Origin of the sequence: Terrirhizobium terrae, assembly GCF_030323265.1 — a bacterium.
Lineage (GTDB): Bacteria > Pseudomonadota > Alphaproteobacteria > Rhizobiales > Rhizobiaceae > Neorhizobium.
In genome coordinates, this window is sequence record NZ_CP104992.1 from 3,277,824 (window position 1) to 3,297,380 (window position 19,557).

Consider the following 19,557-nt stretch of genomic DNA (forward strand, 5'->3'; position numbering starts at 1 on the left):
CTGATCGAAAAATTTAAAAGGCCGGGTGGAAACGCCCGGCCTTTTTGCGTCGAGCCGGGAGAGCATATGATCGCGAGCGGAACATTTTCAAAGCGCATCGGTCGCGGTCTGGCGGCCTTGGCCGTGATTGCCGTCGGTCTCCTGCTTCGCCGTTTCGGCTACGAAATCGGCCTGCCTTTCGCCGTGGTCAAATACGGTGGCTCCATCCTCTGGGGCAGCATGGTTTTTCTGCTCGTCGGCATGCTCACCGGCTCTGCCAGGATCGGCCTTGTGGCCTTGAGCGCTTTGGCTATTGCCACGGCGGTCGAGTTCTCGCGCCTCTATCATACGCCTGAACTGGATGCCTTTCGGCTGACGACCGCAGGCAAGCTCTTGCTCGGCCGCGTCTTCTCGCTCTGGAATATACTGGCCTACGCCACGGGCATTGCCGGCGCTGCGGTCGTCGAGGCGCGCCTGTTCATTCGGGCACGTGGATCTGCCGCTTGATATGCTTGAGATGGGCGACGATGGTGAAGGTCATGATCACCAGCAGCGACCACGAACTCCATTTGCCAATATGCACGGTTGACCAGGCCCCGAGCTGGTTCGGATAGGACCAGATGCCGAAGAAGGTCGAGATGTTCTCTGCGAGCCAGATAAAGAAGCCGATCAGCACGAAGGCGAGAAGCAGCGGCATCTTGCGGTCGTGGTCATAGGGCCGAAACGTCACGGTCGTGCGGGCATAGAGGCCGATCGCGCAGGCTGCGATATACCAGCGATAGTCGCCGATGAAGTGATGGGTGAAGAAGTTGGCGTAGATTGCGATCGCGATCAGCGTCGCCATCCAGTAGCTCGGATGGTGGTGTATGCGCAGGTCGAACAGCCGCCAGGCCTGGATGATGTAACTGCCGACGGCGGCATACATGAAGCCGGAAAATAGCGGCACGCCGAAAAGCTTCGTATAGGCGAAATCCGGATAGGACCATGAACCAATGGCTCCGGACGTTTTGAACACTTCCAGTGCAAAACCGACGATATGGAACAGCCCGATTGACTTGGCCTCGTCCCAGGTCTCCAGCCTGCTCCAGATCATGAAGAATTGGATCGCGAGCGCGATGACCAGCAGGACATCGTAGCGGGGCAGGCCGAACAGCCCGGCCTTCGGCACGAGGAAGATCGAGACGAAGAAGAGGCCGGCAAATAGGCAGGCGCGCGCTTCCTTGAAGCCGAAATATAGAAACTCGACAATGAAGCGCGCGAAGCCCCGCAGCTCGCCCCAGGGGCACAGATCGCAGAGATAGAAGTCGAGAAACGAAAGGCGGCCGCTCTGTACTGTCGTGTCCGTGCTCATCTCTTCATCCCGTTGACGCCCGGAATGGAACCTTCGAATCGGGAGAAGTCAAGGCGAACGACGAGCCTTCCTTGTTTCGGCAAGGAATGGACGCCCTGACCGCTCGCGCTATGATGGGGGCACTGGTCAGCAGGAGGAGCGTGCACCATGTCCCGAAAAACGATCGCCGAAAAAGCCGAACCAAACCTGCTTTCGGGCGGTAATCCGCAGATCGCCAAGGGCCATGGCGACGAGCCGGTCCAGGCCTATATCGCTGCGATGCCCGGTTGGAAGCGCGAGGTCGGGCAGAAGATCGATGAGCTCGTCACCCGCACCGTGCCGGATGTGGCAAAGGCGGTGAAGTGGAACTCGCCCTTCTATGGCATTGAGGGGCAGGGCTGGTTCCTCAGTTTCCATTGCTTCACCAAATACGTGAAACTCGCCTTCTTCCGCGGCACCTCGCTTGATCCGGTCCCGCCGGAGACCTCGAAGAGCGCCGAAGCCCGCTATTTCCACATCCACGAGAACGATGCCTGGAACGAAGCGCAACTTGAGAGCTGGATCCGGCAGGCGAGCCTGCTGCCCGGCGAAAAGCTTTGACGGCGGGCGGCGCGATGGCGGAACACACTTCCACCCCAGACAAGAACCCTCCGAGCTGATCGACCAGCGCATTGCCGATCTAGGCGACTGGCGTGGCGCCATGCTCGCCCATGTCCGCGCCCTGATCAAACAGGCGATCCCGGATATCATCGAGGAATGGAAATGGCGCGGCGTGCCCGTCTGGGAGAAGAACGGCATCCTCTGCACCGGCGAGACCTACAAGGCCGTGGTCAAGCTCACATTCGCGAAGGGAGCCTCGATCGAGGATCCGGCCGGCCTCTTCAACGCCAGCCTCGACGGCAATGTCCGCCGGGCGATTGATTTGAAACAGGGCGATCGGATCGACGAGGAGGCCTTTGTGACATTGGTGCGGAGGGCTGCTGAGCTTAATCTCGCGAAGAGCATGCCGAAGAAGCGGAGGCAGTAGGACGGGGCTTTAGGGTGGCGGACCGGCGCCTCTAGCCGATCTCCCCCTTGTGGGGGAGATGCCCGGCAGGGCAGAGGGGGTAGATCCACATACTCCTCGTCAGTTGAGTTCGCCGCACCACCCCCTCTGTCACTTCGTGACATCTCCCCCACAATGGGGGAGATTGGACGTCGACCCCCACTTCCTCATTGCCATCCTCCACTTTTTAGCGACACTTCACCAATGGCATTTGGTTGGAGGAGCCCGATGCACGAGCATGTATCCCACGCCGACCAGGTCTATGCTTCGGCGCAGTCTGCCGTGGCGAGTTCCGCGGTCGTCGCTTCCTGGCGACGCTGCATGACGATGCACCATCTGGCGCCGGAGGAGCGGCGCCTGCCGGTGCGGCTGACGGAAGACGAGCTTCGTCGCGCCCGCGAGCGATCCGGGGCGCTGGTCGCCCATGCGGCGGAGGAACTCGATCGCCTCTTTCTCATCGCCGGCCGCGCAGGATGCTGCATCCTGATGACCGATCGCGAAGGCATTGCGCTCGACCGTCGCGGCACCGCCGGCGACGACAAGGATTTTCACGATCTCGGCCTGTGGACCGGCGCAGTCTGGACCGAGGCGAGCATCGGCACAAACGGAGTCGGTACCGCGCTCGCCGAAGACCGGGCTATCTCGATCATCCGCGACCAGCATTTCTTCTCCTCCAATATCAACCTGAGCTGCACCACCGCCCCGATCCGCGACCATCGCGGCCGGCTTGTCGGCGCCCTCGACGTGTCGACCTGCCGGGATGACGCGACGGACGGCATCGTCGCCATCCTCGCCCAGACGGTGCGTGAGGCAGCGGGCCGCATCGAATTCAATCTCTTCCGCAGTGCCTTTGCCGGCGCCCGTTTCGTCATGGTGCCGAATGACGCGGTCTCCACGATCGGTCTCCTGGCGGTCGATCGCAACGATATGGTGCTTGGTGCTACGCGGGCGGCCCGGATGGCGCTGAAGCTCGACGATCAGCGGATCGAGGCCGGCATTCCGGCCTCCGATCTGCTGAATGAAAAGAGCGAGGCGTCGCTCGATGAAGCCGAAAGGGCGATGCTCTTGCGCGTCCTGTCGCGCACCAGCGGCAACGTTTCTCAGGCGGCCGTGGCGCTCGGCGTCAGTCGTTCCACGCTCCACCGCAAGATGAAGCGCTTCGGCCTCCATTGAAGACGGGATGTGTCGCAGACTTGCGACACAGTGCGCCGCGGTATGGCTGAGCGACCCTGTTTTCGGCCTACGATATGATCAGATTTCTCCCATCGGGTTCGCTCGAACCTGCTCATCAAGGAGGATGACATGCTGCACCAGAAAATCGTCGAGTCGCCGTTCAAGCTGAAATACGGCAACTATATCGGCGGCGAATGGCGGGAGCCGATCGGCGGAAAATATTTCGACAACATCACCCCGGTCACCGGCGGCAAGATCTGCGAAATTCCGCGCTCGGATGAAAAAGATATCAACGCCGCGCTCGATGCCGCACATGCCGCCAAGGACAAATGGGGCCGCACCGCACCCGCCGAGCGCTCCAACATCCTGATGAAGATCGCCCAGCGCATGGAGGACAAGCTGGAAGTGCTCGCCCAGGCCGAAACCTGGGACAACGGCAAGCCGATCCGCGAGACGATGGCTGCCGACATTCCCTTGGCCATCGACCATTTCCGCTACTTCGCCTCCTGCATCCGCGCCCAGGAAGGGTCGATCGGCGAGATCGACAACGATACGGTCGCCTATCACTTCCATGAACCGCTCGGTGTCGTCGGTCAGATCATTCCCTGGAACTTCCCGATCCTGATGGCCGCCTGGAAGCTTGCCCCGGCACTCGCCGCCGGCAATTGCGTCGTCATCAAGCCGGCCGAACAGACACCTGCATCGCTGCTCGTCTGGGCCGAGATCATCGGCGACCTTCTGCCGCCGGGCGTCCTGAACATCGTCAACGGTTTCGGCCTCGAAGCCGGCAAGCCGCTCGCCTCTTCGAACCGCATCGCCAAGATCGCCTTTACCGGTGAGACGACGACCGGCCGGCTGATTATGCAATATGCCAGCCAGAACCTCATTCCGGTTACACTGGAACTCGGCGGCAAGTCGCCCAACATCTTCTTCGCCGACGTCGCCAATGAAGACGACGACTTCTTCGACAAGGCACTCGAAGGCTTCGCCATGTTCGCGCTGAACCAGGGCGAGGTCTGCACATGCCCGAGCCGCGCGCTGGTGCATGAATCGATCTATGACCGCTTCATGGAGCGCGCCGTCAAGCGCGTGAAGGCCATCAAGCAGGGCAATCCGCTCGATGCCGAAACGATGATCGGCGCCCAGGCCTCCACCGAGCAGATGGAAAAGATCCTCGCCTACCTCGATATCGGCAAGCAGGAAGGCGCGGAAGTGCTGACCGGTGGCGCCCGCAACGATCTCGGCGGCGAGCTTTCCGAGGGCTATTACATCCAGCCGACGATCTTCAAGGGCCACAACAAGATGCGTGTGTTCCAGGAAGAGATCTTCGGGCCTGTCGTCTCGGTCACGACCTTCAAGGACGAGGACGAAGCGCTGTCGATCGCCAACGACACGCTCTACGGCCTCGGCGCCGGTGTCTGGACCCGCGACGGCAACCGTGCCTATCGCTTCGGCCGCGAAATCCAGGCCGGCCGCGTCTGGACCAATTGCTACCATGCCTATCCGGCCCATGCGGCCTTCGGCGGCTACAAGCAGTCCGGCATCGGCCGCGAGACGCACAAGATGATGCTCGACCACTACCAGCAGACCAAGAACATGCTGGTCAGCTACAGCCCGAAGAAGCTCGGCTTCTTCTGACGATCGGCCTGAATTCGCCCTGCCGGGCTGCAATGGCGCCTTCTGCGCTTCCGGTGCTCATGGACGTCAAGTCCACTCCGCTCCGGTTCTCGAAGTCACCATTTTCGCCACGGCAGGACGAATTCCGGGCTCGATCGCCGGCAACCGCGCGCGAAACGAGAGGACTATCTCGCTTTGACGCTGGTGAGGGACGGCAACCTCACGACACGGTTCCTTCTCCCCGTCAGAACGGGGAGAAGGTGGCGGCAGCCGGATGAGGGGCAACCTCCTTGCTCTCGTCATCCAGAAAGGAACACCATGGACCTCACCATCAACGGCGAACCGCGCGTCACCGCTACCGATGCCGCGCTCGAACTCATCGCCGAAATCAGGCAGGACTATCCCGAAATCCTGTTCCACCAGTCCGGCGGCTGTTGCGACGGCTCGTCGCCGATGTGCTATCCGGCGGATGACTTCATCGTCGGCGACCAGGATGTCAGGCTCGGCGAAATCGGCGGCGTGCCGGTCTATATCAGCGGCAGCCAGTTCGAGGCCTGGAAACACACCCAGCTCATCATCGATGTCGTGCCGGGCAGGGGCGGCATGTTCTCGCTCGACAACGGGCGGGAAAAACGCTTCCTCACGCGTTCGCGCCTCTTCGGCGGCGGCGAGGCCTGCGCCATACCGGGCGCCGCCTGACAGCCTATCGGCCGGCAGCCCGAATCGGCTGCCCGTTGCGCGACCGCTTCCAGTTCAGGATCGGCCGGCGCACGAAGCGATAGGCGACGAGAACCGCGATCAGAGCGACATGGATAAACGGTCCTGCCGTTACCGACTTGACGGCGAGCACGTAATGGAACGCGCCGGCGACCGCGATCAGGTAGATGAGCTTGTGCAGCTTCACCCATCCCTGACCTAGCTTGCGGATCGACCAGTTGTTGGATGTCACCGCAAGGGGAATAAGGCAGAGAAGGGCCGCAAAGCCGATGGTGATATACGGCCTGCGAGCGATGTCGCCGCCGACCGCGCCGAAGTTGAGTTGCAGGTCTAGCAGTAGATAGACCGAAAAATGCATCGCCACATAATAGAATGCGAGCAGACCGAGCGCCCGCCGGTATCGCACCCAGTTGATGCCGAAGAGATCGCGCAGCGGCGTGATCGCCAGCGTCGCGATGATCAGCCGCAGCGCCCAGATTCCCAGAAGATGCTCGAATGTCTTGACCGGATTGAAGCCGAGCCCGCCGGTTGCGGCCTGATAGAAATACCAGGCCGCCGGACAGAGGCCGACGACATAGAGAGCCCAGATGCTGGCCGCGTGATATTTGCGGGGCAGGGTGGGGAGAAGCGCCATGCTCAATAGTTCTTCTTCAGATCCATGCCGGCATAAAGGCTCGCCACCTCGTCCGCATAGCCGTTGAACGGCAGCGTATCGACGCGCTTGGTGCCGAAGAACCCGCCTTCGCCGATCCGCTGCTCGGTTGCCTGGCTCCAGCGCGGGTGGTCGACCGCCGGGTTGACGTTGGAATAGAAGCCGTATTCCCGCGCGTTGGAATTCTTCCAGGTCGTCTGCGGCTGTTCTTCTACCAGCTTGATCTTGACGATCGACTTGATGCCCTTGAACCCGTATTTCCAGGGAACGACGAGGCGGATCGGCGCGCCGTTCTGGTTCGGCAGCGTTTCGCCGTAGAGCCCGACGACGAGGATGGTCAGCGGATGCCGCGCCTCGTCCATACGAAGGCCTTCGACATAGGGCCAGGGCAGGGCCTGGAAGAGGCCGCCTTGACCCGGCATTTCCTCCGGCCGCACGACCGTCTCGAAGGCCACATATTTGGCGCTGCCCAGCGGATCGACCTGATCGAGAATGGCCGACAACGGGAAGCCGATCCACGGGATCACCATCGACCAGCCCTCGACGCAGCGCATCCGGTAGGTGCGCTCCTCGAGCTTCATCTTCATGATCTCGTCGAGACCGAATTCCTTCGGCTTGCCGACCAGCCCTTCAACCTTCACCGACCATGGCGTCGGCTTGAAGGCGCCGGAATTCTGCGACGGATCTTCCTTGCCGACACCGAATTCGTAGAAATTGTTGTAGGTCGTGATCGCTTCTTTCGGCGTCAGCTTCTCGTTCAGCTTGTAGGGGCCCGGCACCGCGGCCAAAGGAGCCGCCAGCGCATCGCTGCCGAAGGTGAGGCCGAGGCCAGCGGCGGCCGCGGCGCCGATGAAGTTGCGGCGCGACAGATAGATGTTCCTGGGCGTGATTTCCGAGGTCGCGATATGCGGCGGACGGTAAGCGGGCATGACGAGCTCTCCTCAGGCGACGTGCCTTTGCATATGCTTATACGTAATCCCAAAGCCTGCGGTTTCACAGCCATGCAAATATTGTCGAAAGCCACGTTTGCGTGAAACGTGCCGAACGGTTTTTGCATCCGCCTCTTGGAACGCGCGGCTTCAATTCTCATTTATCGCATGCACGGCCTTCATTGACGAACTGGCCGCATGGGAGATCGAAATGGCGACGAAAACATGGGATGCCGCCAGCGAACGTTTCATCAAGGATGACCTCGATCATATCGAGAAGCTTAGGCGCCTGCGCCGTCTGCACGGCATCGCTCGCCTGATGGATACCGCCATCCGCATTCCCGGCACCGGCCTCCGCTTCGGCGCGGACTCGATCTTCGGCCTGATCCCGGTCGTCGGCGATGCCGGCGGCGCGCTGGTCGGCCTCTACATCGTCAACGAAGCCCGCCGCATGGGCGTGCCGGCAAACAAGCTCGTCCAGATGCTCGGCAATATCGCAGCCGATGGTGTGGTCGGCAGCATTCCGGTGGCCGGCGACCTCTTCGACCTGTTCTTCAAGTCCCACCGCCGCAACCTCGACATCATCCTCCAGCATTTCGATGTGAGGGCTGAGGAGTTGAGGCAGGCACGCTGACTTCAGAAGGCTTTCGGAAGGCCGGCCTGCTTCAGGGTCGCATTCGCGGTATGCCGCGATTTGATGCCGTGTTCGACGGTGAAATGTCGCTGGGTGATCGGGCTGTACCAGATCTCATGGTCACCCTTGCCCGGGCGATGAAACGAGCAGCCGGCGTCTTCCGGAATTTCCTTTAGCTGCCGCAGATAGCTCGCCATCGTCAGGCAGCATGGGGATTTGGAACGCGGGAAAGTTGTTCGGATACGATGTAAAAGGGGATTTCCGGAAGAGGCGAGGTAATGCCATTCAACTCGATCAGGTCACCCAATGCAGCTTTTACCTTGGGCTCCAGCGATTCCATCGTTTCTGCTTCTACGGTTAGGCCATCAATATCGTTGCTGATCGCCACCCATACGGAAGCTTCGTCATCCCATGTGGCATGGACGACTATCGACAGTACCGGTGCCATGCGGTTCTCCTTGTGAGCCTGCCTGACTATATCCAGATCAACGTGATCAGACAATTTGTCGGTATTGGCTTGATGCGAACCGTACCGTACCGTACTGTTTTTGCGGGAACCGGCAGTGACAGCATTCGGCACTTGGTTTAGGACAGTTCCAAAAATAGGCTTTTTGCGCCTCTGTCTTGAAAGAGATAGAATGCCGGCCTGATATGTGTGCGAGGAAATACCCATGCCCGTCTATCGTTCGAGAACCACGACCCACGGCCGTAACATGGCCGGCGCGCGCGGCCTTTGGCGCGCCACCGGCATGAAGGACGGCGATTTCGGCAAGCCGATCATCGCGGTGGTCAACTCCTTCACCCAGTTCGTGCCCGGCCACGTCCACCTGAAGGATCTCGGCCAGCTCGTCGCCCGCGAGATCGAGGCGGCCGGCGGCGTCGCCAAGGAATTCAACACGATCGCGGTCGATGATGGCATCGCCATGGGCCATGACGGCATGCTCTATTCGCTGCCGTCGCGTGAGATCATCGCCGACTCGGTCGAATACATGGTCAACGCGCACTGCGCCGATGCCATGGTCTGCATCTCCAACTGTGACAAGATCACCCCTGGGATGCTTAACGCAGCGATGCGCCTCAACATTCCGGCCGTCTTCGTGTCCGGCGGCCCGATGGAAGCCGGCAAGGCAACCGTCCACGGCAAGAAGGTCGCGCTCGACCTGGTCGACGCCATGGTTGCCGCTGCCGACGAAAGCTACACGGACGAGGAAGTCGAGACGATCGAGCGTTCAGCCTGTCCCACCTGCGGCTCCTGCTCCGGCATGTTCACCGCCAATTCGATGAACTGCCTGACCGAGGCGCTCGGCCTGTCGCTGCCGGGCAACGGCTCGACGCTTGCCACCCATTCGGATCGCAAGCGCCTGTTCGTCGAGGCCGGCCACCTGATCGTCGATCTGGCTCGTCGTCATTACGAGCAGGAAGACATGACAGTTCTCCCGCGCAACATCGCGACCAAGCAGGCCTTCGAAAACGCCATGTCGCTCGATATCGCCATGGGCGGCTCCACCAACACGGTCTTGCACATCCTGGCCGCTGCCTATGAAGGCGGCGTCGATTTCTCGATGGAAGACATCGACGCACTGTCGCGCAAGGTTCCCTGCCTGTCCAAGGTCGCGCCCGCCAAGCAGGACGTCCATATGGAAGACGTCCACCGCGCCGGCGGCATCATGCGCATCCTTGGCGAACTCGATCGCGGCGGCCTGATCAACCGCGATTGCTATACCGTTCATGAAGCGACGCTCGGCGATGCCATCGACCGCTGGGATATCACCCGCACCAATTCCGAAACCGTCCGCACCTTCTTCAAGGCCGCTCCCGGTGGCGTACCAACGCAGGTTGCGTTTTCGCAGTCCTCGCGCTGGGAAGAGCTCGATACGGATTCGGAAAAGGGCGTCATCCGCTCGGTCGAAAAGCCCTTCTCCAAGGATGGCGGTCTGGCTGTGCTCTACGGCAACATCGCGCTCGACGGCTGCATCGTGAAGACCGCCGGCGTCGATGAATCGATCCTCAAATTCACGGGTCCCGCCCGCGTCTTCGAAAGCCAGGACGCTTCGGTCAAAGCGATCCTTTCCAACGAGGTGAAGGCCGGCGACGTCGTCGTCATCCGTTATGAGGGTCCGAAGGGCGGCCCGGGCATGCAGGAAATGCTCTATCCGACCAGCTACCTGAAGTCCAAGGGCCTCGGAAAGGCCTGCGCGCTCATCACCGACGGCCGCTTCTCGGGCGGCACTTCGGGCCTGTCGATTGGCCACGCCTCGCCGGAAGCAGCCCAGGGCGGCGCCATCGGTCTCGTCCAGGAAGGCGACCTGATCGAGATCGATATCCCGAACCGCACGATCCACCTCAAGGTGACCGACTCGGAACTCGCCGCCCGCCGCCACGAGCAGGAGGCCCTCGGCTGGAAGCCGGCCGCGCCCCGCAAGCGCAACGTCACGACGGCACTCAAGGCCTATGCCGCGTTCGCGGCGTCTGCCGACAAGGGCGCGGTTCGGATCTTGCCGGAGTAAGGCTTGCCATCATCGAACTCTATCAAAGCCTCGCCCGGTTCCCCTGGCGGGGCTTTGTGTTATTCTACGCCAGCAGCATCTCCGAGGATGACCATGTCCGAGCTTCATCGCATCACATTCGATCCGCATGTCTCTTCCGGTCGTCCGACGATCCGCGGCATGCGTATCCGCGTGAAGGACATTCTGGAGCTTTTGGCCGCTGGTGCAAGCCATGAGGAAATCCTGGAGGATTATCCGACACTCGAACCGGCTGATATCCGCGCGGCGCTTGAATATGCAGCACGCCAGAGCGACCATACCGTTCTGCGCGTGGCATGATGCGCTTCCTGGTGGACGCACAATTGCCACCTGCTCTTGCCCGCTGGCTGGTCGATCAGGGCCATGAAGCCGGCCATGTCGTCGATTTCAATCTTCAATCTGCGGCTGATCGCGAGATATGGGACTTCGCGGTCCAAAGGGACGCGGTTATCATCACCAAGGATGAGGATTTCGCCCAGCGAAGAGCCTTGACGAAAGACGGCCCAACGATCGTTTGGGTGCGCCTACCGAATTCCCGCCGAAGCGACCTCTTGCAGTGGTTCGAGAAAGCTCTCGACGATATCGTCGCCGCGTTGGAACGCGGCGAGACGATCGTCGAGGTCATCTGAAGGGATGGCATATGTGCACGGCTGCCGATCTTACAATGGCCGGCTCAGCCCCTCATATGCCTCGTTGAGCTGCTTCATCCGCTCCTCATACGCCCCCGTCAGGCACGCCGCATCGCCGCCGCAGGCCTGGCGTTTCTTCAGCCAGGCGCTCTGTTCCTCGCGCAGCTTGTCGCGATTGCCCATGGCGAGCAGGCTGGTCAGGATGTCGAACGTGGTGACCATCTTCACATCGGCATCGTTGAGAACCCGCGTGTCGCAGATCACCTTCTCGTCGGGCGCCAGGTCGGTGCGCTCGCAATCGAAGCTCGCCGCTGCCGCGGGCGTCACGATTGCGGTCGAGAGAAGGGCGGGGGTTAAGCCTGCGAGAAGCAGAATGGCGGCGCGTTTCGATGTCATGGCCTGTACTCCTGATGCCTTGCAAGGAGCCGGGGAGAACGTGGTTAGGACGTGTCCTCAAGGCTCCAGATGACGAAGATGATGCAGACGAGCCAGATGGCAAGGATCACGGCGAGACCGGCCCGGCTGACGGGGCGACCGGAACGCTGTTCGGCCGCGATCCGAAACTCGGCCATCAGCGGACCGGGCACGAGCTTGATCGCCAACATGATGCCGAGCGGTACGAGCAGGAGGTCATCGAGATAGCCGAGGATCGGGATGAAGTCGGGAATGAGATCGACGGGCGACAGGGCATAGGCGGCAACGGCGCCCGCCGCGATCTTGGCGGTGAGCGGCACGCGCGGATCTCTGGCCGCGATCCACAACGCCACGATATCCCGCTTCAGCGATTTCGCCCATCTCTTTGCCTTTTCGAGCATATTCTTTCCCAACCCGTGTCTGATGCCCATATAGACGAGCGGGAGGCCTATTCGTCTGGTTTCGGCCATCTTTATTTTCCAGCCTGCGGCGCTAAAACGCCATTTGGAATTCTATCATGAGGAATCGAATGTTCAGCCTGCTCAGACACGTGTCGGTCGGTCTTTTTGCTCTGGCGGTGATTTGTCCCGCTACCACCTATGCCCAGGATACCAAGACGGTCCCACAGAGCCGCCAGGAAATGCAGCTCTCCTTCTCGCCGCTGGTCAAGCAGACCGCCGGTGCCGTGGTCAACGTCTATGCCGAACGCGTCGTGCAGCGGCCGAGCATGTTCACCGGCGACCCCTTCTTCGACCAGTTCTTCGGCCAGCGCATGCCGAACCGTTCGGAAAAGCAGTCGTCCCTCGGGTCCGGCGTGATCCTCTCTCATGAGGGCCTCGTCGTCACCAACAACCATGTCATCAACGGCGCCGACGACATCAAGATCGCGCTGGCCGATGGCCGCGAATTCCCCTGCGAACTGGTGCTGAAGGACGAGACGGTCGATCTCGCCGTCCTGCGCATCAAGAGCAAGGAGGATTTTCCGGTTCTGGCGATCGGCGATTCCGACCGCACCGAGGTGGGCGACCTCGTGCTTGCCATCGGCAACCCCTTCGGCGTCGGCCAGACGGTGACGAGCGGCATCGTCTCGGCGCTCGCCCGCAACCAGGTCAATAGCGGCGACTTCGGCTTCTTCATCCAGACCGATGCGTCGATCAATCCCGGCAATTCCGGTGGCGCGCTGATGAACATGAATGGCGAGCTGATCGGCATCAACACCGCGATCTTTTCCCGCGGCGGCGGATCGAATGGCGTCGGCTTCGCCATCCCGGCGAACCTCGTCAAGGTCTTCCTGGCCGCCGCTGCCGAAGGCAAGACCACGTTCGAGCGTCCCTTCGTCGGAGCGACCTTCGAGCCCGTCACCTCCGATGTCGCCGAGGCGCTCGGCCTGAAGGCCGCCCGTGGCGCGCTGGTCGTGCGTACCGTCGAGGGCGGCCCGGCCGACAAGGCGGGCCTCAAGCCCGGCGAGGTCATCACGGCAGTCAACGGCATTCCCGTCGAACATCCCGACGCCCTCGGTTACCGCCTGACCACGGCCGGCCTCGGCAAGCAGGCGGACCTGACGGTCCAGACCGCCGATGGCGCCCGCGAGCTCACCTTGGCGCTCAACACCGCGCCCGAAACAACGCCGCGCGACGAGCGGCTGATCGAGGGCCGCAATCCCTTCGCCGGCCTTCGTGTCGCCAATCTCTCCCCGAAGCTTGCAACCGAACTGCGCGTGCCGGCTGAAAAGAGTGGCGTCATTGTCACCGATGTCTCGCGCGGTTCGCCATCGGCCCGTCTCGGTTTCCAGCCCAATGACATTATCGTCGCCATCAATGGCAGCCCGGTGAATACGACCAAGACGATGGAAGGCATGATGGACGAGGACCCGGGCTTCTGGCGCGTGGAAATCGAACGCAACGGTCAACGTATCCGGCAATTCTTCCGATGAGCAGCGATCTCTTTTCTCCCCGCGTCCCTGACAATGTCGCCAGCCGGAGACCTCTGGCGGATCGGCTTCGGCCGACCTCGCTTGGCGAAGTCTCCGGCCAGCCGCATCTGACCGGGGAGGATGGAGCGCTTCGCCGCATGATCGCATCGGGCACGCTCGGCTCGATGATCTTTTGGGGCCCGCCCGGGACCGGCAAGACGACAGTGGCGCGGCTCTTGTCCGGTGAGACGGGCCTCGCCTTCGAACAGATTTCGGCGATCTTTTCCGGCGTCGCGGATCTCAAAAGGTTTTCGAGGCAGCGAAACTGCGCCGCATGGGCGGGCGCCAGACGCTGCTCTTCGTCGACGAGATCCATCGCTTCAACCGTGCCCAGCAGGACAGTTTCCTGCCGGTCATGGAGGATGGCACGATCATCCTCGTCGGTGCCACGACGGAAAACCCCAGTTTCGAACTCAATGCGGCTCTCCTCTCCCGCGCCCGTGTCCTGACCTTCCGGTCGCATGACGAGGAAAGCCTGGAAGAGCTCCTCAAACGCGCCGAACAGGTCGAGGATAAGCCGCTGCCGCTCGACGGGGACGCAAGGGCCGCTTTAATTCGCATGGCGGATGGCGACGGTCGTGCCGTGCTGACGCTCGCCGAAGAAGTCTGGCGTGCGGCGAGGGAAGGTGAAGTCTTCGATACGACGGGTCTCACCGAGATCGTACAGCGCCGTGCTCCAGTCTATGACAAGGCGCAGGACGGCCATTACAATCTCATCTCGGCACTGCATAAGTCGGTGCGGGGATCGGACCCGGATGCGGCGCTCTATTATCTCGCTCGTATGTTCGATGCCGGCGAGGATCCGCTCTATCTCGGGCGGCGGCTGGTGCGCATGGCGGTCGAGGATATCGGCCTTGCCGACCCGCAGGCGCTCGTCGTCTGCAACGCCGCAAAGGATGCCTATGATTATCTCGGCTCACCTGAGGGAGAATTGGCGCTGGCCAATGCCTGCGTCTATCTCGCCACCGCGCCGAAATCCAATGCCGTTTATACCGCCTTCAAGGCAGCGACCCGCGCCGCCAAGGAAAACGGCTCGCTTCTGCCGCCCAAGCGCATTCTCAATGCGCCGACCAAGCTGATGAAGGGCGAGGGGTATGGCGACGGCTATCGCTACGACCACGACGAGCCCGACGCGTTTTCCGGCCAGGACTATTTCCCCGAGAAGATGGGACGCCAGACCTTCTATGATCCGCCGGAACGCGGTTTCGAGCGGGAGATCAGGAAGCGGCTGGACTGGTGGTCGAAGCTGCGCAAGGAGCGCAATAGTTAGTCTTCAGGAGGCTTGCTTCTGAGCCGGGCGAGCGGTTGGAACGGCGACCATCTTGATGGACGATTCCGCCAGGCCGTGGTGACCTTCCGTGTCGACGATGACGTGCCAGTGGCCGTTTTCGGGAATGACCAGTCGGATCGGAGACTTGCGCGCGACACCGCCGACATATTTGAAGTCGAGCCGTTCCGTGAACCGCTGGTAGTTGGCCGCATTCATCAGCCGCACGTTGTTGACCGCGCTCAGCGTCACCTCGATGGTCGTCCCTGCGCGCTGCGGCTTGAGATCATAATGCGTGAAGCGGAAGTTCGGACCTGACATGTCTGTCCCGTTCGTGTTGGGCGTTTGTGCTGCAACCATAGCGCATCGTCCGTTAAGGATTGGTGGAACCTATCGGCGCCCGAGGGGTTGTATTGGCAGATGACAAGGCAGGAGCCACACTGCCGAAGTCACGAGAGATAAAGAGGCGGTGTCTGTCCCCTGTGCCGCCGAAATAACGATAATTTTTGACCTCCAGACTTGAACCTCGCCGTCATCCCCTCGGCGAGGTTTTTCTTTGCCGGTTTTCGAACTACGGCGTTTATCGACGATTTTCGATGTCGAGTTGTTGAGTGAGCGCCAGAATGGTGTCGCAGATTGGTGCGGGCACCCCTGCGAGCTTGCCGAGCGCCGACACCATGCCGTTGAGCGGTACGATTTCCAGCGCTTTGCCGGCGAGCAGGTCCTGCAGCATCGACGTCTTCACCGGGCCAAAGCCGTGGGCGCTGGCGAACTGTTCGTCGGCGGAACTCTCGAAACGGCAACCGAGCTCCGTACCGACGGCCTGCACCTCGTTCATGATCGTGCGGACCATCTGTGCGAGGGCTGGATTGGCCATCATGTCGACCATCAGGGTGCGGGTGAGAGCGCTGATCGGATTGAACGCGGCATTGCCGCGCAGCTTCGCCCAGATCTCGTCGCGGATACGTTGCGTCGGACGGATGTCGAGATCAGCCCGGCCAAGCAGTTCGGCGATTGAGTTGAGATCATCGGATAGCGTTCCATTCGGCTCCCCGAGGAAAAAGCGCGCCCCTTGCCGTTGAGCTTGGTGCGGCCGGGCTCGATCACTTCCGCGCCCTGATAGGCGACGCAGCCGATCACGCGCTGAGGCTCGACGAGCCGCCAGAGCTTGCCGTCGGGATCGAGTTCGGGCAACTGCTGTTCGGCAAAGCTGCTTTCCGTGTCCGCGTGAAAATACCACCACGGTACGCCGTTCAGGATCATCATGACGCGCGTGTCGTCCTTGCAGAGACGCGCAATGCCTTCCGCGGCCGAGGAAAGCTGATGTCCCTTCATGCCGGTGATGACGAGATCCTGTGGCGGCAATGTCGATGGGTCGTCGGTTGCCGTAATCTGGGCGGAAAGACCGGGATGGCTGTCGCCGTCATAGACGACGCTCAGCCCGTTTTCGCGGATTGCGGCAAGCTGTGCGCCTCGGGCGATGACCGATACCTGAACCTCGTCGGAAAGCGCATGCGCGATCTTCGTCGCAAATGCCCCGCCCAGCGCGCCCGCGCCATATACACAAACCGTCCTGATGCTCATCGTCCGTACTGCTCCATCAAATGCCAGAATGCGGCAAGCTAAGGCAGCGGGGACGATGAGGCGAGTAGGTTTTGAGGGAAATTATTGTCCGCCCTAGTGCGGGCGGCCCAGTGGCAGCAATTCGTTACGACGCAATTCGTCGATTGCGGCGACCGCTTCCTCCAGCGGCCAGCCTGCCTTCATGGCCGCAGCGATCATCTTGACCTCTGCTTCTTCCTCAAGCGCAAGAAAGAGTGGTTCCAGAGCCTCCTGTACCGTGAGAACGTGTTCTTCTGGCGATGTCAGGGCCTGTCGTACAGCGTTCGGCATGGATTCAGTTCTCCTCTCTTTTCTGTGGTCAGATCCTTGTTAATTTCCGTGCGAACCAAAAGGTTCCGGTGCTCATCAAAAATTGTTTAGGGCGTTATTGGAGCGCGCTTCAGCACTCTCCGTTTCAACCGCTTCTGCAGGGGCTGATCAATGCGGATGGTAAGGTACCACGAAATCAGGACGACGAGAATGACAAGACCGATGCCGGCGTAAGGGGCTATCGCCGGATTGGTCACGCCCGGCCATATAACGTGCGCCCAGTCGAGCAGGGGCGTGTGCAGCACGTAGACGGCATAGGATGCCGTGCCGAGAAAGCTCGCGACGGCAGAGGTTCGCGGACCGGGAACGATGGCGCTGGCCCAATAGAGAAGGGCCGGCCAGACGAGAAAGACGACCGTGAGGTCGAAGAGCCAGCGCAGGTCGCGCGGTGTCGGGAAGGCGAGAATGATGCCGAGCAACACAAGGCAGGCGAGCGATTGCCAGGGGCGAACCAGCGGCACCTTGCGGCGGTAGCGGTAGATCAGCACGCCGACGAAGAAGGAGAAGAAGACGCGGGCCATGCCGGCATACATTTCGTGCCAGCGGAAACCGGCATGCAGGCGTTCGAATTGCCATGCGGCGACGAGGAGCAGGACGGCGCTGATGGCAAGCACCGCGCCGATCTGCCTCACCGTGGCCCGGGCGCCACGCCACGCATAGGCGACATTCGCCACCAGTTCGTTGAACAGCGACCAGGCAGGGTGGACGATGAAAAGCGCGGCGTTGAACGAGATCGTCACGGGTGATGGCAGGAAGAGAAGGCCGGTGAAGAAGGCAAGCACAAGCTCTTCCGGCACCACATATTCGTCTGCCATGACGGGGCGGCCGACGAAATACATGTGGATGTAGTAGGCGGTGCCGAGTGCCAGCGCGATGCCGTAGAGCGGATAGAGACGCAGGAACCGTGCCTTCATGAAGCGCATCGGCGAGATGCGGCCTTCGGAGAGCGCCGCGCCATAGGCATGGGCGAGCACGAAGCCGGAGAGCGCGAAGAACAGGTCGACGCCGAGATAGCTGGAGGGCAGCGCATCGCCGAGCAGATCTTCGGCATGACGCTGGATGATGAAGACCGCGGCAATCCCCTCAGTCCGTCGAGAAGGACGAAGCGTTCGCCGGGCTGGCTCCTGGTGTCAGTCATAGGTCCTCGGTCATGGGTCCCTGGCATGGGGCGCTGGTCATGGGGTCCTTGGGGCTGGATGCCTGACGGACGGCGCTGGCGGTGTCGCCGAAAGATAGCATTGATCGCCGCACTGGCCAGAGCGGGACTGGGGACCGGCACTCTCTTTTGCCGGGTTTCACGAGAATTTGCAGCAGGCCAAGGCGTTGTCCATTGAGGCTCTTCCCGCGGGCTCGCGAGGTCGTGAACGCCTTGCCGCATGATTCCGGCGGGAGCCTCTCGGCAGTTAATGGAGTGTTTATAAATTCATGAAAATAGATGCGGTATCGGTGCGGGATCACCGATGCGGCCGAGGGAATAGGGCGGGTCGCATTGTGGTTCCGCGGCTCGTCAAGCCGGTTGTATCGCCTGCCTTCCGCCACATGCAGGCTGTGTATGGAGTAACAGTATCATGACCATGAAGCCCTTCGCGGTGGCTTTTGCCGCCCTTATCGCCGGATCCGCCCTGTCTTCCGCAGCATCGGCTGCCGACCTCACCAGCTCCTACGAGGCGCCGTCCTACAACGAGCCGGTTGGCCCGTCGTCGGATTGGACCGGCCCTTACGTTGGTCTGCATGCCGGGACGGCATCCGACGACCTAAAGCCCTTCTCGGGTGATTCCGAATTCATGGGCGGTATCCATGGCGGCTACAACACCGAGATCAACGGCGTCGTCGTTGGCGGTGAAGCAGAATTCTCGCACCTGGGCGACGCGGAAGTCAGCGTTCCGGGCGGCGACCTGAAGGAACGTTATCGCCTGGCCGCCAAGGGCAAGGTCGGTGCGCCGCTCGGCAGCACGCTGATCTACGGCACCGCCGGCGTTGCCATGACGAGCCTGCGCGACACGTCGAGCGCCGAAGGTCCGGACGGCTGGAAGCCGGGCTGGCTGGTCGGTGCCGGCGTCGAGCAGAAGTTCAACGACAAGCTCTCCGGTCGCGTGGAATACAACTACACCCGCACCGGCGATGTCCGCAGCTTCAACGGGACCTCGACCAACGAGAGCAATCTCAGCGACCACACGATCAAGGCCGGCGTGAACTACAAGTTCTAAGTCGCTTTTCGATCGCCTCATCAATGCGGCGCGGTGCTTGGGCACCGCGCCGTTTTGCGTTTCGGCTGGTTGCCGGAAATTGGACATAGTACCCCCTTGGCGATCCTCGGTTTTCGCTTCGCTCTCCCGAAGAGGACGAGGCATTTTCGATCCTCGGGTTAAACCCGAAGTCGGCCGGGGCGCTGAAAGCTGCCTCGCAAGTTTAGTTTATAAGTGACACCTCTCAGCGCCCCGTTCGGCAGTTTTTATCCGTGAACTCCGGTTGCTCTGCGGTGAGCGGGACAGTGGGCATGGGGGCGTGTCTCATTTGCGAGTGTCATGCACGCCCTTTTACGGAACCCGACCCGGGCCATGACGACCTTGGGTCACGTCATCCACCTGCGCGATGGTTTCCGAACATCCGAGAATGTTCGCGAACGCCCCATGGCGCCGTCCCGCCACCCTCTAATGCCTCACAGGCACGCCCGACGCGCCATCAGGGAAGTGATGCGGGATGTCGGTCCGACTTTCATCCCGCGCCTCCCGGTCGTCGGAG

General features: G+C 61.5%; 22 protein-coding genes and 2 pseudogenes. 13 read left to right on the top strand and 11 right to left on the bottom strand.

Annotated features, from left to right (window positions below):
* The first annotated feature begins 66 nt into the window (after window positions 1-66).
* Window positions 67-486, top strand: coding sequence for a ribosomal maturation YjgA family protein (locus N7E02_RS24055; RefSeq protein WP_286580098.1), 420 nt, complete (start codon window positions 67-69; stop codon window positions 484-486).
* On the opposite strand, the gene N7E02_RS24060 is transcribed toward N7E02_RS24055, so the two are convergent.
* Window positions 458-1,330 (bottom strand): DUF817 domain-containing protein, encoded by an 873-nt coding sequence (locus N7E02_RS24060; RefSeq protein ID WP_286580099.1) that lies wholly within the window; start codon window positions 1,328-1,330, stop codon window positions 458-460. The two genes, N7E02_RS24055 and N7E02_RS24060, sit on opposite strands and share 29 nt — an antisense overlap.
* A gap of 147 nt (window positions 1,331-1,477) precedes the next feature.
* On the opposite strand from N7E02_RS24060, the gene N7E02_RS24065 reads away from it, so the two are divergent.
* The 5 genes from N7E02_RS24065 (at window position 1,478) to N7E02_RS24085 (ending at window position 5,843) form a co-directional block, all read left to right on the top strand.
* On the top strand, window positions 1,478-1,909 hold the full coding sequence (locus N7E02_RS24065; protein WP_286580100.1) for a DUF1801 domain-containing protein: 432 nt from the start codon (window positions 1,478-1,480) through the stop codon (window positions 1,907-1,909).
* Window positions 1,860-2,336, top strand: a complete 477-nt coding sequence (locus tag N7E02_RS24070) for a DUF1801 domain-containing protein (RefSeq protein WP_353622846.1) — start codon at window positions 1,860-1,862, stop codon at window positions 2,334-2,336. Before N7E02_RS24065 ends, N7E02_RS24070 begins: the two co-directional genes overlap by 50 nt.
* A 246-nt stretch (window positions 2,337-2,582) precedes the next feature.
* Window positions 2,583-3,527, top strand: coding sequence for a helix-turn-helix domain-containing protein (locus N7E02_RS24075; protein WP_286580101.1), 945 nt, complete (start codon window positions 2,583-2,585; stop codon window positions 3,525-3,527).
* 129 nt (window positions 3,528-3,656) lie between these two features.
* The gene (gene adh / locus N7E02_RS24080) at window positions 3,657-5,165 is read left to right on the top strand and encodes an aldehyde dehydrogenase (protein WP_286580103.1); all 1,509 of its coding nucleotides are present in this window, start codon (window positions 3,657-3,659) and stop codon (window positions 5,163-5,165) included.
* Between the two features lie 297 nt (window positions 5,166-5,462).
* On the top strand, window positions 5,463-5,843 hold the full coding sequence (locus N7E02_RS24085; RefSeq protein WP_286580104.1) for a DUF779 domain-containing protein: 381 nt from the start codon (window positions 5,463-5,465) through the stop codon (window positions 5,841-5,843).
* A gap of 4 nt (window positions 5,844-5,847) precedes the next feature.
* On the opposite strand, the gene msrQ is transcribed toward N7E02_RS24085, so the two are convergent.
* Both msrQ and msrP read right to left on the bottom strand, forming a co-directional pair.
* Window positions 5,848-6,495 carry a protein-methionine-sulfoxide reductase heme-binding subunit MsrQ gene (gene msrQ, locus N7E02_RS24090; RefSeq protein WP_286580105.1) on the bottom strand — a complete coding sequence of 216 codons (648 nt, stop codon included), beginning with the start codon at window positions 6,493-6,495 and terminating at the stop codon, window positions 5,848-5,850.
* 2 nt (window positions 6,496-6,497) lie between these two features.
* Window positions 6,498-7,442 (bottom strand): protein-methionine-sulfoxide reductase catalytic subunit MsrP, encoded by a 945-nt coding sequence (gene msrP, locus N7E02_RS24095; RefSeq protein ID WP_286580106.1) that lies wholly within the window; start codon window positions 7,440-7,442, stop codon window positions 6,498-6,500.
* Between the two features lie 211 nt (window positions 7,443-7,653).
* On the opposite strand from msrP, the gene N7E02_RS24100 reads away from it, so the two are divergent.
* Window positions 7,654-8,076, top strand: coding sequence for a DUF4112 domain-containing protein (locus N7E02_RS24100; protein WP_286580108.1), 423 nt, complete (start codon window positions 7,654-7,656; stop codon window positions 8,074-8,076).
* Between the two features lie 2 nt (window positions 8,077-8,078).
* Here N7E02_RS24100 and N7E02_RS24105 read toward each other — a convergent pair whose 3' ends face one another.
* A complete protein-coding gene (locus N7E02_RS24105; RefSeq protein ID WP_286580109.1) occupies window positions 8,079-8,273 on the bottom strand; it encodes a type II toxin-antitoxin system HicA family toxin in 195 nt (64 codons plus the stop codon).
* Between the two features lie 2 nt (window positions 8,274-8,275).
* Window positions 8,276-8,749, bottom strand: a complete 474-nt coding sequence (locus N7E02_RS24110) for a DUF1902 domain-containing protein (protein ID WP_286580111.1) — start codon at window positions 8,747-8,749, stop codon at window positions 8,276-8,278.
* Between N7E02_RS24110 and ilvD the strand changes: the two genes are divergently transcribed.
* The 3 genes from ilvD to N7E02_RS24125 all read left to right on the top strand — a co-directional run bounded on the left by ilvD (window position 8,748) and on the right by N7E02_RS24125 (window position 11,230).
* Window positions 8,748-10,583 (top strand): dihydroxy-acid dehydratase, encoded by a 1,836-nt coding sequence (gene ilvD, locus N7E02_RS24115; RefSeq protein WP_286580112.1) that lies wholly within the window; start codon window positions 8,748-8,750, stop codon window positions 10,581-10,583. The genes N7E02_RS24110 and ilvD overlap by 2 nt on opposite strands.
* Window positions 10,584-10,676: 93 nt before the next feature.
* The gene (locus N7E02_RS24120) at window positions 10,677-10,901 is read left to right on the top strand and encodes a DUF433 domain-containing protein (RefSeq protein ID WP_286580114.1); all 225 of its coding nucleotides are present in this window, start codon (window positions 10,677-10,679) and stop codon (window positions 10,899-10,901) included.
* Window positions 10,898-11,230, top strand: coding sequence for a DUF5615 family PIN-like protein (locus N7E02_RS24125; RefSeq protein ID WP_286580116.1), 333 nt, complete (start codon window positions 10,898-10,900; stop codon window positions 11,228-11,230). Before N7E02_RS24120 ends, N7E02_RS24125 begins: the two co-directional genes overlap by 4 nt.
* A 30-nt stretch (window positions 11,231-11,260) precedes the next feature.
* Here N7E02_RS24125 and N7E02_RS24130 read toward each other — a convergent pair whose 3' ends face one another.
* A complete protein-coding gene (locus N7E02_RS24130) occupies window positions 11,261-11,626 on the bottom strand; it encodes a lysozyme inhibitor LprI family protein (protein WP_286580117.1) in 366 nt (121 codons plus the stop codon).
* A gap of 44 nt (window positions 11,627-11,670) precedes the next feature.
* Window positions 11,671-12,045 carry a YkvA family protein gene (locus N7E02_RS24135; protein WP_286584007.1) on the bottom strand — a complete coding sequence of 125 codons (375 nt, stop codon included), beginning with the start codon at window positions 12,043-12,045 and terminating at the stop codon, window positions 11,671-11,673.
* A 128-nt stretch (window positions 12,046-12,173) separates the two neighbouring features.
* Between N7E02_RS24135 and N7E02_RS24140 the strand changes: the two genes are divergently transcribed.
* Together N7E02_RS24140 and N7E02_RS24145 are read left to right on the top strand one after the other, a co-directional pair.
* Window positions 12,174-13,577 carry a DegQ family serine endoprotease gene (locus tag N7E02_RS24140; protein ID WP_286580119.1) on the top strand — a complete coding sequence of 468 codons (1,404 nt, stop codon included), beginning with the start codon at window positions 12,174-12,176 and terminating at the stop codon, window positions 13,575-13,577.
* Window positions 13,574-14,886 (top strand): annotated as a pseudogene (locus N7E02_RS24145) (replication-associated recombination protein A). The gene N7E02_RS24140 and the pseudogene N7E02_RS24145 overlap by 4 nt, the downstream one beginning before the upstream one ends.
* A 3-nt stretch (window positions 14,887-14,889) precedes the next feature.
* On the opposite strand, the gene N7E02_RS24150 reads toward N7E02_RS24145, so the two are convergent.
* The 4 genes and pseudogenes from N7E02_RS24150 to N7E02_RS24165 form a co-directional block, all read right to left on the bottom strand.
* Window positions 14,890-15,204: a DUF1883 domain-containing protein gene (locus tag N7E02_RS24150; protein WP_286580120.1), complete on the bottom strand. Its 315-nt coding sequence runs from the start codon at window positions 15,202-15,204 to the stop codon at window positions 14,890-14,892.
* Between the two features lie 259 nt (window positions 15,205-15,463).
* Window positions 15,464-16,467: pseudogene (locus N7E02_RS24155) on the bottom strand (ketopantoate reductase family protein).
* Window positions 16,468-16,560: 93 nt separating this feature from the next.
* Window positions 16,561-16,776, bottom strand: coding sequence for a hypothetical protein (locus N7E02_RS24160; protein WP_286580123.1), 216 nt, complete (start codon window positions 16,774-16,776; stop codon window positions 16,561-16,563).
* Window positions 16,777-16,862: 86 nt separating this feature from the next.
* The gene (locus N7E02_RS24165) at window positions 16,863-17,894 is read right to left on the bottom strand and encodes an acyltransferase family protein (RefSeq protein ID WP_286584009.1); all 1,032 of its coding nucleotides are present in this window, start codon (window positions 17,892-17,894) and stop codon (window positions 16,863-16,865) included.
* Window positions 17,895-18,383: 489 nt separating this feature from the next.
* Between N7E02_RS24165 and N7E02_RS24170 the strand changes: the two genes are divergently transcribed.
* Complete coding sequence (locus N7E02_RS24170; RefSeq protein ID WP_286580125.1) at window positions 18,384-19,022, top strand: outer membrane protein; 639 nt, start codon at window positions 18,384-18,386, stop codon at window positions 19,020-19,022.
* The last annotated feature ends 535 nt before the right edge of the window (window positions 19,023-19,557 follow it).